Origin of the sequence: Burkholderia sp. Ac-20392, from assembly GCF_017104585.1 — a bacterium.
Lineage (GTDB): Bacteria > Pseudomonadota > Gammaproteobacteria > Burkholderiales > Burkholderiaceae > Burkholderia > Burkholderia lata.
Map to the genome: position 1 here is coordinate 1 of NZ_JAAGPB010000261.1, position 12,103 is coordinate 12,103.

Annotated in this window: 14 protein-coding genes and 1 pseudogene; 9 read left to right on the forward strand and 6 right to left on the reverse strand. The window is 67.9% G+C overall.

The features are described 5' to 3' along the window. From G3N99_RS42065 to G3N99_RS24560, 3 genes and pseudogenes are all read left to right on the forward strand, one after another. Positions 1-166, forward strand: a pseudogene (locus G3N99_RS42065) (CoA transferase); the annotation flags it as partial. Positions 167-249: 83 nt separating this feature from the next. Beyond that, complete coding sequence (locus G3N99_RS24555) at positions 250-1,557, forward strand: MFS transporter (RefSeq protein ID WP_174941990.1); 1,308 nt, start codon at positions 250-252, stop codon at positions 1,555-1,557. 1 nt (position 1,558) lies between these two features. After that, positions 1,559-2,689 (forward strand): amidohydrolase family protein, encoded by a 1,131-nt coding sequence (locus G3N99_RS24560; protein ID WP_174989446.1) that lies wholly within the window; start codon positions 1,559-1,561, stop codon positions 2,687-2,689. A gap of 28 nt (positions 2,690-2,717) precedes the next feature. Here G3N99_RS24560 and G3N99_RS24565 read toward each other — a convergent pair whose 3' ends face one another. From G3N99_RS24565 to G3N99_RS24575, 3 genes are all read right to left on the reverse strand, one after another. After that, the gene (locus G3N99_RS24565; protein ID WP_206123684.1) at positions 2,718-3,194 is read right to left on the reverse strand and encodes an SRPBCC family protein; all 477 of its coding nucleotides are present in this window, start codon (positions 3,192-3,194) and stop codon (positions 2,718-2,720) included. A gap of 124 nt (positions 3,195-3,318) precedes the next feature. Beyond that, positions 3,319-3,804, reverse strand: coding sequence for an SRPBCC family protein (locus G3N99_RS24570; protein WP_206123685.1), 486 nt, complete (start codon positions 3,802-3,804; stop codon positions 3,319-3,321). Continuing rightward, positions 3,776-4,141 carry a metalloregulator ArsR/SmtB family transcription factor gene (locus G3N99_RS24575; protein WP_174946857.1) on the reverse strand — a complete coding sequence of 122 codons (366 nt, stop codon included), beginning with the start codon at positions 4,139-4,141 and terminating at the stop codon, positions 3,776-3,778. The genes G3N99_RS24570 and G3N99_RS24575 overlap by 29 nt, the downstream gene beginning before the upstream one ends. 204 nt (positions 4,142-4,345) lie before the next feature. Between G3N99_RS24575 and G3N99_RS24580 the strand changes: the two genes are divergently transcribed. Continuing rightward, positions 4,346-4,876 (forward strand): GNAT family N-acetyltransferase, encoded by a 531-nt coding sequence (locus tag G3N99_RS24580; protein WP_206123686.1) that lies wholly within the window; start codon positions 4,346-4,348, stop codon positions 4,874-4,876. Between the two features lie 11 nt (positions 4,877-4,887). After that, on the forward strand, positions 4,888-5,673 hold the full coding sequence (locus G3N99_RS24585) for a YhfC family glutamic-type intramembrane protease (RefSeq protein WP_174942000.1): 786 nt from the start codon (positions 4,888-4,890) through the stop codon (positions 5,671-5,673). Positions 5,674-5,685: 12 nt separating this feature from the next. On the opposite strand, the gene G3N99_RS24590 is transcribed toward G3N99_RS24585, so the two are convergent. Further along, positions 5,686-6,603 carry a DMT family transporter gene (locus G3N99_RS24590; protein WP_206123687.1) on the reverse strand — a complete coding sequence of 306 codons (918 nt, stop codon included), beginning with the start codon at positions 6,601-6,603 and terminating at the stop codon, positions 5,686-5,688. Positions 6,604-6,899: 296 nt separating this feature from the next. Between G3N99_RS24590 and G3N99_RS24595 the strand changes: the two genes are divergently transcribed. Then, positions 6,900-7,478, forward strand: coding sequence for a hypothetical protein (locus G3N99_RS24595; RefSeq protein WP_206123688.1), 579 nt, complete (start codon positions 6,900-6,902; stop codon positions 7,476-7,478). Between the two features lie 84 nt (positions 7,479-7,562). On the opposite strand, the gene G3N99_RS24600 is transcribed toward G3N99_RS24595, so the two are convergent. Continuing rightward, entirely contained in the window at positions 7,563-8,147 is a 585-nt protein-coding gene (locus G3N99_RS24600) for a TetR family transcriptional regulator (RefSeq protein WP_011353809.1), read from the reverse strand. A 345-nt stretch (positions 8,148-8,492) separates the two neighbouring features. Here G3N99_RS24600 and G3N99_RS24605 point away from each other — a divergent pair, with 345 nt between their 5' ends. After that, a complete protein-coding gene (locus tag G3N99_RS24605; RefSeq protein WP_174942006.1) occupies positions 8,493-9,197 on the forward strand; it encodes an SDR family oxidoreductase in 705 nt (234 codons plus the stop codon). Positions 9,198-9,261: 64 nt separating this feature from the next. On the opposite strand, the gene fabV is transcribed toward G3N99_RS24605, so the two are convergent. Next, positions 9,262-10,464: an enoyl-ACP reductase FabV gene (gene fabV / locus G3N99_RS24610; protein ID WP_206123689.1), complete on the reverse strand. Its 1,203-nt coding sequence runs from the start codon at positions 10,462-10,464 to the stop codon at positions 9,262-9,264. Between the two features lie 160 nt (positions 10,465-10,624). Between fabV and G3N99_RS24615 the strand changes: the two genes are divergently transcribed. Both G3N99_RS24615 and G3N99_RS24620 read left to right on the forward strand, forming a co-directional pair. Then, positions 10,625-11,158: a MarR family transcriptional regulator gene (locus tag G3N99_RS24615; RefSeq protein ID WP_174942191.1), complete on the forward strand. Its 534-nt coding sequence runs from the start codon at positions 10,625-10,627 to the stop codon at positions 11,156-11,158. Positions 11,159-11,246: 88 nt separating this feature from the next. Next, a partial coding sequence (locus G3N99_RS24620) for an NAD(P)H-binding protein (protein ID WP_206123690.1) occupies positions 11,247-12,103 on the forward strand: 857 nt, incomplete at its 3' end.

The window sequence follows — 12,103 nt, forward strand, 5'->3', positions numbered from 1 at the left end:
CCCCCCCGCACTTGGCCAGGACACGCGCGCGCTGCTCGGCGAGCTTGGCTACACGCCGGACGATGCGCGTGCGCTGATCGAAGCCGGTGTCGTCGCGGGGCAGCACGGCGCGGACGACGCGGCACCGGGCGGCGCGCCGTCGCCGAACGAACTGGCGAGCGCGTAGCGCGGCCGGGATTCATCGAACGAACAAAGGCGGCCCGACCGTGCCACGCACGGGCGCGGACCGCCCGATCCACGGAGACAACCATGACATCCGCTTCCCCGGCACTTACCGCCGATCGCGAGACAGACGCGTCGATCGAGCAACGGGCCGTGCGCAAGGCCGCGTGGCGCTTCATCCCGCTGCTCGCACTCGCGTATTTCTTCAACTACCTGGACCGCACGAGCGTCGGGTTCGCGGCGCTCACGATGAACCGCGATCTCGGGCTGACCGCGACGCAGTTCGGCTGGGGCGCGGGGATCATGTTCGCCGGGTACTGCGTGTTCGAAGTGCCGAGCAATCTCGCGCTGTACCGCTTCGGCGCGCGCCGCTGGCTCGCCCGCATCATGATCACGTGGGGCGTGATGGCGGCCGCGACTGCGCTTGCGACCGGGCCGACGAGCTTCTATGCGATCCGGCTGCTGCTCGGTATCGGCGAAGCCGGATTCTTTCCGGGCGTGATCTTCTTCCTCGCCGTGTGGTTTCCGGCGAGCTACCGCACGCGCGTGCTGGCGTGGTTCACCGTGTCGACGCCGCTGTCGTCGCTGATCGGCGGCCCGTTGTCGACGTGGCTGTTGCAGCTCGACGGCGTGCTCGGGCTCGCGGGGTGGAAGTGGATGTTCATCGTCGAAGGGCTGCCGGCCTGCGCGCTCGGTTTTCTCGTGCTGAAGCTGCTGTCCGATTCGCCGTCGCATGCCGCGTGGTTGTCTGACGACGAGCGTGCGGCGCTGCAGCGCGCGTTCGAGCGCGACGGCGCGGCCGCCGGCCGCAAGAAGCGCTTCGGCGTCGCGCTGCGCGACGTGCGTGTGTACGTGCTCGCGCTGATCTCGTTCGGCTTCACGATGGGTTCCTACGGGATCGGCATCTGGCTGCCGCAGATGCTGAAGGCGCACGGCATGTCGACGATGCAGACGGGCTGGCTGTCCGCGGTGCCGTACTTCTTCGCGACCATCGCGCTGCTGTGGTGGGCGAAGCGCGTGGACCGGCGCGGCGGCCCGGTCGCGAACCTGGCGATCGGGCTGTTCATCGGCGCGGTGGCGCTCGGCGTGTCGACGCACTTCCTGACGCTCGGGCCGGCACTCGTCGGCATCACGCTCGCGCTGATCGGCACGATTGCCGGCCGCACGATCTTCTACACGCTGCCCTCGCGCTTCCTGTCCGGCCAGGCCGCGGCCGGCGGGCTGGCGCTGATCAACTCGATCGGCGCGCTCGGCGGCTTCGCGGGCCCTTATCTCGTCGGCTACCTGAAGGACAGCTTCGGCACCTTTACCGCCGGCATGCTCGGCCTCGCGATCGTGCTTGCGATCACGACGCTGCTGACGCTGTCGCTGTATGCGTTCGACCGGAGCGAATGACATGGACACGACAATTTCGATCAAGCGACGCCGGCTGCTCGGCGCGGCCGCCGCATCGCTTGCGCTGCCCGGGTTCACCGATACGCGCGCCGCGACCCAGGAAGGAGTTTCCCGCATGACGACGCAAAGCAACTATCTCGCGGTCCGCCCCGACTGGCTCGCGTCGGCGCTCGAACCCGCGCTCGAGCCCGACCTGCCGATCGTCGACGCGCATCATCATTTCTATGAACGGCCGGGCTGGATCTACATGCTCGACGATTATCTGCAGGATGCGCGCTCGGGCCACAACATCCAGGCGTCCGTCTACATGCAGGCGCAGACGCGCTATCGCGATTCGGGGCCGGCCGAACTGAAACCGGTGGGCGAGACGGCCTATGTCGCGGGCGTGACCGAGCCGCTGCAGCACGGCCCCGTGGCGGTCGCGAAAGGCATCGTCGGCCACGCGGACCTGCGTCTCGGCGAACGCGTGCGCGACGTGCTCGAAGCGCATCTCGAAGCCGGTCGCGGGCGCTTCCGCGGGGTTCGTCACCTGACGACATGGGATGCCGATCCGACGCTCGCCAATCCGCTGTCGGCGGTGCCGCGCGGGCTGCTGCTCGATCCCGCGTACCGCGCAGGCGTCGCTCAGCTCGCGCCGCTCGGGCTTTCGTATGACGCGTGGCTGTTCTTTCCGCAACTGCCCGAACTGTTCGAGCTCGCGAAGGCGAACCCCGATACGCGCGTCATCGTCAATCACTGCGGCGGCGTCGTGCGGATCGCCAGCTATGCCGACAAGCGGCCGGAGGTGTTCGAACGCTGGTCGGCGTCGATGCGCACGCTTGCGCAACTGCCGAACGTGTACGTGAAAGTCGGCGGGCTCGGGATGCGCATCAATGGTTTCGATTTCGAGAAGGGCGAGCGGCCGCCGTCTTCCGTGCAGCTCGCGGACACGTGGAAGCCGTGGATGATGACCTGTATCGACGCGTTCGGCCCCGGGCGCTGCATGTTCGAGAGCAATTTCCCGGTCGACAAGGGCTCGTATTCGTTCGTGAACGGCTGGAATGCGTTCAAGCGGCTGACCGCACAGGCGAGCCCGGACGAGCGCGACGCGCTGTTCCGCGGCACGGTCATGCGCGCCTACCGGCTCGGCTGACGCGCGCCGCGACGGGCCCGGCGTTTGCTTACCCGGCCTCCACCAGCGCCGCGAGCCTCGCCAGCGCCATCTGCCAGCCGGTCTCGTTGTCGGCGGCCGGCACGCCGGGCGGCACCCCGTCATGCACGGCGTCCACGCGCGTGCCGCCCGCTTCGTCGGACAGTGTGATCGTGATCGTCATTGCGCCGCGCAACATCGGATCGTCGGTTTCGAACACGTCGATCTCGACGATCTGCTCGTCCGGCACGAGCGTGACGAAGCGGCCGTGATAGGTATCGGTGTGCGCGGTGGTCTTGCCGGTGCCGGCCGACGGCGCGTCGTAGCTCAGCGACACGCGCAGCGCGCCGCCTTCGCGTGCGTCGTACGCATGCACGCGACACGTCATGCCGTCGGGCACCTTCCATTGCTCGACCGCGTGCGGATCGAGCAGTGCGCGGTAGACGCGGCCGCGCGGGGCGTTCAGGTGCCGGCTGACCCGGGTCGAATGCGTGTGCGTGTGCAACATGTTGCCTCCCGCGGAGCGCGCGCGACGGTGCACGCCGGCGGCCGGCGTGTCGTCATGCTTCCTTCAGGAATCCTAGGCGCGCGCGACGCGGCATGCAATGGCCGCACACGCGGCCACGGTCGGCTCAGCGCAGTGCGGCCGCGAAGGCGTCGAGTTGCGTGATGCAGGTGTTCCAGCCCTCGAAGAAGCCGAGCGCTTCGTGGCGCTCGCGCGTGGCGGCGTCGGGATGCATCACGCGCGCTTCGTAGCGGCTGCCCGCATCGTCGTCGGCCATCGTGATGATCGCCGTAAAGCCCATCCACGGCGCCTGCGGCCGCCAGCCGCCCGCGAGCATCGACGTGAACGCGATGCGCGATTCCGGCACGATTTCGAGGAAGCAGCCGGGATTGTCGCTCGTGCCGCCGTCGGGGCCGCGCATGAACGTGTGGAAGGCGCCGCCCGGCTGCAGGTCGAATGCGCGCACTTCGGTGGTCCATGGTTTCGGGCACCACCATTCCTTCAGCAGTTCGGGGTCGGTCCATGCACGCCACAGCGCGTGGCGCGGGGCACGCAGCGTGCGCGCGATGACGAGATCGTGGGCTTCAGCGGGGTCGACGTGGCTTGCTGGCATCTTGCTCCTCCTGGTGACGGCGTTCGACGAATTCGACGAGACGATCGGATCGGGCTTCCCACAGCGCGCGCTGCTCGGCGAGCCATGCCTCGGCTTCGGTCAGCCGGCTGCCGACCAGTGTGCAGGTTCGCGAGCGGCCGGCTTTCCGGGTCTGGACGAGACCGCTGCGCTCGAGCACCGCGACGTGCTTCATGAACGACGGCAGCGCCATGTCGAACGGCGCGGCCAGCGCGGAGACGGTCCGTTCGCCGTGGCCGAGCGCGCTGACGATTGCGCAGCGCGTCGGATCGGCGAGGGCGTGGAAAACGTCGCTGATGCCGGGTTGAAAGTTAGCCATGTGGCTAAGTATAGGGAAAGCGGACGGCGATGCAACGGAATTTTTCGTCGCGTAGGATGATGGGGCGGTAACACGTGCCGACCGGGTGCGGCGTTGCCGCGCGCCTGCCGCCGTTGCGCGAGCCGCGACGGCCGGCTGGTGTTCCTTCCGATCCGGACGCACGCCGAACCCGCGTGTGCGACCCAACTGACTACCGGAGTGGGCATGACCGGATCTGTTACCGTCCGCCACGTCGATGCAGGCGAAGCGATGTCCTGCGTCGATGCGCTGGCCGACGTGCTGATCGACTGCGTCGAGGGCGGCGCGTCCGTCAGTTTCATGTTGCCGATCGAGCGGCGGACCGCCGTCGCGTTCTGGACCAACGTCGCCGATGGCGTCGCGAACGGCGAGCGCATCCTGCTCGTTGCCGAGGACGCGGCGGGCCGGATCGTCGGCACCGTGCAGGTCGTGACCGCGCAGCCCGAGAACCAGCCGCATCGCGCGGATATCTCGAAGATGCTGGTGTCGCGGCACGCGCGCCGACAGGGCATCGCCGCCCGGCTGATGGCGGCGGCCGACGTGGTCGCGCGCGACGCCGGCAAGACCGTGCTCGTGCTCGACACCGTGACGGGCGGCGACGCCGAGCGGCTGTACGAGCGGGCCGGCTGGCAGCGCGTCGGCGTCGTGCCGAACTATGCGCTGATGCCCGACGGCGCGCTCTGCGCGACGACGTATTTCCACAAGCAGCTCGCGTAACGGCATTCGTCATGCATCCCGTCGCCCCGTCGCTCCTGCTCCTCACACTCGCGGCGGGCGCCGTGGCGCTGACCGCGCCGGTGGTGCTCGCGGTCGCGTGGCGGCGCCGCACGCAGGTGCCGTTGCGGGTGTTTTTCTACGGCATGCTGACCTTTTTCGTGTTCCAGCCGGTGCTGCGCCTGTCGTGGCAGGCGCCGTTGTTCCACTGGCTCGGGAACGATCCCCGCTGGCACCTGCCGATGCTCGTGTTCGCGGCGTTGACGGCCGGGCTTTTCGAGGAGTGCGGGCGCTGGGTCGCTTTCCGGTATCTGCTGCCGAAGCGACATGATGCGCCGACGGCCGTGATGCTCGGGCTCGGGCACGGCGGACTGGAAGCGATGCTGCTGGTCGGCGTCGGATTTATCGCGCTCGGTACCGGCTACCTGCTCGCGCGAGCGGGCATCGTGGTGCCTGAAGGTGCGCAGTCGCTGATCGGGTCGCAGTTCTCGGGAATGACACCCGCGTCGCCGTTTCTCGCGCTGTTCGAGCGCGCGAGCGCCATGGCCGCGCATGTGGGGCTGTCGCTGATCGTGCTGCAGGCATTCGTTCGGGGCACGACGCGCTGGCTCGCGTATGCGGTCGCATTTCATTTCCTGTTCGACCTCGCTGCCGTACTGCTGACGCGGTACTGGCATGTCGATACCGTGCTGGTCGAGGTGCTCCTGTTCGTGTGCAGTGTCGCGCTTCTGTGGCTGGGTCTGCGTTGGAGCCGCCGGGAAGCGGGCGCCGGCGACACGCGCACGGAGCACGCCGCGTGAAGGGGAACCGTGTCAGCCTTGGGCGGCAGGGTTCGCCGGACCGATGGCCGGCCGTTCTCCCGTGCGCCACTGGCTGACGAGGCTCAAGGCCATCCCGGCCGTGACGATCGCGATGCCCGCGAGCGCTGGCGCGTGTGGCCGTTCGCCCAGCAGCCGCATCGCCTCGAGCGTGGCGAATGGCGGCATCAGCGCGGCAAAGGTCGCGCCGATCGCCGGGCCGAGCGCGACGACGGCCTGGCTGAAACAGTAGAGTGCCAGTACCGACATCAGCACGCCCTGGTAGATCGCCTGCGTCGCGATGGCAGCGACCGGCGCATGCAGCACGGCGCCGCCGCGTACGGCCAGATAGAGCGGGCAGTAGAGCACCGCGGAGCCGACCGACACGACGGCCGTCGCGTGCAGCGCACCGGCGCCGGCGCGTTTCGTCGTGACGTTATAGACGGCCCACAGCAGGCCGCCGAGCATGAACAGCGCGAGGGCCGGCAACCCGATCGCGCCGCGCAGCGCATCGGACGCGGCCAGCGCGATGCCGGCCAGGATCGTGACGATGCCGGCGACCTGCGTGGCGCTCAGCCGTTCGTGCGCGACCTGCCGGCCGAGGATCGCCGTAAACGCGATCATGCTGCCCGGCGTCAGCGCGAAGTAGCCGACCGGCGCATGGCTCAACGCTGCCGCGACGGTCAGGATGTAGGGCGCGCCCGCACCGATCACCATCGACGCGATCGACGCCGGGCGCAGCGTGCCGAGGCCGCTGCGCAGCAGGACGGGCAGCAGCAGCGTGCCGGATACGGCGAAACGGATGAACGCGATGTCGTACGCATCGAGGGCCGAGTGCGTGACACCGAGGCGCGTGACGACCGGAAAGCCGCCCCAGATGAGCGCGGCGAGCAATCCATAGCCGATGCCGGCGAGCCGTTCGTTTCCGTTCATGTCCTGTCCTGTCCTGTCTTTGTCGTGCGGCCGTTGCGAGCCGATAGAGGACAAGGATGCGGTGCGCCTTGTAGTGCGTCCAATATATTATTTGGTCGCTATTAGGTCGTAAAAAGTCTTTGTTGAAACGAAGTGGTGGAGCGCAATGGCAAGCGCCGGAACGTCTCTCCCACGTTGCGGCGAGTGCAAGCGGGCAACCGGGCGTCGGCGGGGAAACAAGCCGGGCCGGAGACGTCGCCAGTCCGATATATTCACGCAGGAAGACTTCCGCAGAACGCCCCGGAACCACCGCCTCGATGAAACGCTCCCATGTCGCTTTCGCCCTCACGGGCCTGCTCGTCGCGCTGCCGATTGCCGCGTATGCGCTCGTCAAGCCGTTGCGCGTCGTCGCGCCCGTGCTGGTCCCCGGCGTGTCGTGCCCGAGCGCCGATATCTGCACGGACGATGCCGAGAAGCTCGGCGACGCGCAGCAGCTTTATCGCGACGGCTATGCGCGCGCGGCGGCCGCCGTCGGTGCATTCCAGGAGGCGCCGCGCGTCGTGTTCTGCTCGACGCGGGCGTGTGCCGATGCGTTCGGCCTGGGCCAACGCGCGGCGCTGACGCTCGGGAATTTCGGCGTGGTCGTCGCGCCACGCGGCTGGCAGACCTACTTTCTCGCGCACGAGCTGATCCATCACCGGCAGGCCGAAGTGCTCGGCAACCTGGCCGTCGCGACCAAGCCGCGCTGGCTGATCGAAGGGATGGCGTATTCACTCAGCGACGATCCGCGCCACCCGCTGGCGGAGCCGTTCGAAGCGTGGCGCACGCGTTTTGCCGCCTGGAATGCGGCGCGCGGCGCACAGCCGCTGTGGGATGCCGCACGGGCGGTCGAATAGCGCGGCAAGACGCTGAAACGTCGGCGCGCACGTCGACACGCCAACACACGGCGCGAGCCGACACGTCACGACGTCATGACGCGGCTACGCCGGTGCGACCGGATCGTCGCGCCCGGCGGTGAGCGTGTCCCGCCCTGCCGCGAGGATCTCGTCGGCCAGCGCGGGATCGGTGCCGGCGATCGCGCGCGACAGCACGAGCGCGCCGACCATCTGGCTGAAGACCGCGACCGCGTCGCGACGCGTTTGCGCCGGCGTCGCGCCTTCCACGGCCACCATCCGTTCCAGCCGATCGAGATACGTGGCGAGGCCGTGCGCGTAGCACGCACGCGCCGCATCGGTCAGTCGCGGCGCATCGCCCGCGAAACCGGACAGCGGGCATCCGGCCTCGACGTTGTCGCGATGCGCGGCCGACAGATACAGCGCCACCTGCGCGTCGAGACTGCCGGCATTCGGCGAATCCGCGCGGTCCTGCATGGCCTTTTCCATCACCTCGGCGACCAGCGCATCTTTCGACTTGAAGTGGTTGTAGAAGCCGCCCTGCGTAAAGCCGGCTTCCTTCATCAGCTCCGTCAGCCCCACTGCGTCGACGCCGCGCGCGCGGAACAGCCGCTCGGCGGCCGCGACGATCGCGCTCCGGTTCTCGGCGGCCTGCTGTCTTGATACGCCCATCGATCTCTCCCTGATTTTTTCGATCGCATCGATTGGAAAACACAATGTCGATCACCATTGACATGCCCGAGCTGCGCGAACACAATGCATCGCAAAGACAATGGTGATCGACATTGACATCAAGTGTAGCCGACTTGGCGGCGGGAGCAAAGTCAGGGCCGGAACACCGGATGGCAATCGGTTGGCGTCTTTGGTGCCGCAGGGGCAGGAAGGGCAGCGGACAGCTCCCCGTCTGCCGCCTGGCGGCGCAACGGTTCGATAGGCAACGGCAGTCTGGTTTTCCACCGGATCTCACGCGCGCGGCGAGCCGGCGTGCATGCGATTCATCATGCGAAAGGAACGAACATGAAGATCGAAGGTGCAGTCGTTTTCATCACGGGCGCTAACCGCGGGCTTGGGCTCGAGTTTGCGAAGCAGGCGCTCGCCAGAGGGGCGCGCAAGGTCTATGCGGCGGCGCGCGATCCGGCCACCGTGACGCTGCCGGGCGTCGTGCCGGTGAAGCTCGACGTGACCGATCCGGCGGCCGTTGCCGCGGCGGCTGATGCCGCACGCGACGTCACGCTGCTGATCAACAACGCGGGCATCGCGCGGCTGGGCAGCCTGACCGACGACGGCGCGCCCGACGCGCTGCGCGATCACTTCGAAACCAACGTGTTCGGGATGCTGGCGATGTCGCGTGCGTTCGCGGGCATCCTCGCCGGCCATGGCGGCGGCGCGATCCTGAACATCCTGTCGGTCGCGAGCTGGGTGAACCGGCCGATCCTGGCGGGCTACGGCGTGTCGAAATCGGCCGCGTGGGCGTTGACCAACGGGCTGCGCCATTCGCTGCGCGAGCAGCACACGCAGGTCGTCGGGCTGCATGCCGGCTTCATCGATACCGACCTGACAGCCGGCCTCGACGTGCCGAAGGCGACGCCGGCCGACGTCGTGCGCCAGGCGTACGAAGCGATCGAAGCGGGGGAGGAAGAGGTGTCGACCGACGAACTCACGCGGCACGTGAAGGCCACGCTGTCGTCGGGCGTCTATCTGGAAGAACCGGCGCCGCGTTGACGCCGCCGGTATCCCGAGCCCGCTGCCCTCGCTGCGCGTGCAGTGGGGGCGACGGGCCGGGTCGTCAGACGGTGGTGTCGATGATGCCCGGGATCTTCACGTCCGGGTTCACGTCCGCGTCGTAGTCGACGCCGGCGATCTCGAAGCCGAACAGGCGCAGGAACTCGGTCTTGTAGCCGGTGAAGTCGGTCAGCTCGTACAGGTTGTCGTTCGTCACGTGGTTCCACTGCGCGACGACCTTCGCCTGCACCTGCGGATCGAGCTCCTTGTAGTCCGCGCGCAGGCGGCCTTCTTCGTCGACGTGCGGCGTCGCGCCGTACAGGCTGTCCTTGAACAGGCCGTACACCTGCTCGATGCAGCCTTCGTGCGTGCCGCTTTCCTTCATCGTCTTGAACAGCAGCGACAGGTACAGCGGCATCATCGGGATCGCCGAGCTGGCCTGCGTGACGACGGCCTTCAGCACCGACACGCGCGCGTCGCCGCCGTGCGCGGCCAGCTGGTCGCGGATCGACAGCACCTTCTTGTCGAGATCCTTCTTCGCTTCGCCGATCGAGCCGTTCCAGTAGATGTCGTGCGTGATCTGCTCTCCGAGATACGTGAACGCGGTGGTCTTCGCGCCGTCGGCCAGCACGCCGGCTTCATCGAGCGCGTCGATCCACATCTGCCAGTCCTCGCCGCCCATCACGGCGACGGTGCCGTCGATCTCTTCCTGCGTCGCCGGTTCCAGCGTGACGTCGCGGATCACTTCCTTGTCGGTGTCGAGGCCGCGGAACGTGACCGTCTTGCCGATCGGCTTGAGCGTCGAGCTGATGGTTTCGCCCGTCTTCGGATGCGTGCGACGCGGTGCCGCGAGGCTGTAGACGACGAGATCGACCTTGCCGAGATCGTGCTTGATGGTGTCGATCGTGACCTGCTTGACCTTGTCGGAGAATGCGTCGCCGTTGATGCTGCGCGCATAGCGCCCCTTTTCAGCGGCGAATTTCTCGAACGCGGCGGTGTTGTACCAGCCGGCCGTGCCCGGCTTCGTCTCGCTGCCGGCGCGCTCGAAGAACACGCCGAGCGTGTCCGCGTCCGAGCCGAAAGCGGCCGAGATCCGGGCGGCGAGGCCGTAGCCGGTCGACGCGCCGATCACGAGCACCTTTTTCGGGCCGTTGGCGATCGGGCCGTGCGAAGTCACGTAGTCGATCTGTTCCTTGACGTTGGCTTCGCAGCCGACCGGATGAGTCGTCACGCAGATGAAGCCACGCACGCGCGGTTTGATGATCATGGAAACCTCTAGTCAGAAAGGCTGGGACGGCCTGAATTCGGGAAAATCCCGCGCATTGTAATGGATGCGGCAGATCGCGGGCGGGCGCGGCCGGAACCCGGCGGATCGTTCAGTTATTTCTCTCTTGACAGAAATAACTGAAATGCCTAAATTTCACGTCATGGAACTCACACCGATTGCCGAACGATTCATTCTCCACTGGGGCGAAATGGGCTCGCGGTGGGGCGTCAACCGCACCGTCTCGCAGATCCACGCGCTGCTCTATCTGGCCGGCCGGCCGATTGCGGCCGACGAGATCGCCGAGACGCTCAACGTGGCGCGCTCCAACGTCAGCACGAGCCTGAAGGAGCTGCAGGCGTGGCGGCTGGCGAAGGTCGTGCACGTGCTGGGCGACCGCCGCGACCACTTCGAGACGTCGACCGACATCTGGGAGCTGTTCAAGCTGATCGTCGAAGGGCGGCGGCAGCGCGAGATCGAGCCGACGCTTTCGGTGCTGCGCGACTGCCTGACGAATCCCGAGATCGCGAACGAGAGCCGCGAGACCGAGCAGCGCATCCGCGACACGCTGCAGTTCGTCGAGACGCTCACGACCTGGTCGGACGAGATGCTGCGGCTCAAGCCCGATACGCTGATGAAGGCGCTCGGCATCGGCGCGAAGATCAGCCAGACGGTCAGGCGCAAGCCGTCGAAGTAAGCGGGTCACGCAGTGCGGGCAGCCAGCCCGCTTTTTTTGGGGTTGTTATTTCTGTCTGTACAGAAATAACTGTAAATAGAGGATGAGAATGAACACCGTCTTGCCGTCGACCTGCCCGCATGGCCGCACCGGGGCGCGCAGCATGACCGTTCTCGTGTGCGGCGCGAACGGCTTCATCGGGCGGGCACTGTGCGCGCAGCTCGAAGCCGGCGGCCATCGCGTGCTGCGCGGCGTGCGTCAGGCGGTTGGCCCGTCCGATGTCGCGATCGACTTCGCGAAGGACGTCGACCCGGACGCGTGGCTCGCGCGGCTGAAGGGCGTCGACGTCGTGATCAATGCGGTCGGCATCCTCGCCGATCAGCGCGGCGCGACGCTCGACGCCGTGCATCGCGCCGCGCCTTGCGCGCTTTTCACCGCGTGCTGCCGCGCCGGCGTGCGGCGCGTGATCCAGATCTCGGCGCTCGGCGTCGAGCGTGGCGATACGCGCTACTTCGCCAGCAAGCACGCTGCCGACCGCTTCCTGCAGACGCTGCCGATCGACGTCCGGATCGTGCGTCCCGCGCTCGTCTATGGCACGGCCGGCGCGTCCGCGCGGTTTTTCAGGATGCTCGCGAGCCTGCCGGTGCAGGTCCTGCCGGCCGGTGGCCATCAGCGGCTGCGCCCCGTGCACGTCGACGATCTCGCCGAAGTCGTGGCTCGATGCATCGATGCGCCCGCGGCCGGCGGCCCGGTGATCGACGTGGTCGGCACCGACGAAGTCGAATACCGCGAGATGCTGGCCCGCTATCGCGCTGCACTGGGGTTTCCGCCGGCCGCCCGCATTGCATTGCCGGGCCCGCTGGCCGGCGTCGCGGCCACGGTGTTCGGCATGCTGCCGGGCGCGATATTCACGCGCGACACGTGGACCATGCTGCGTGGCGGGAACACCGGCGATCCGGCCGCCGC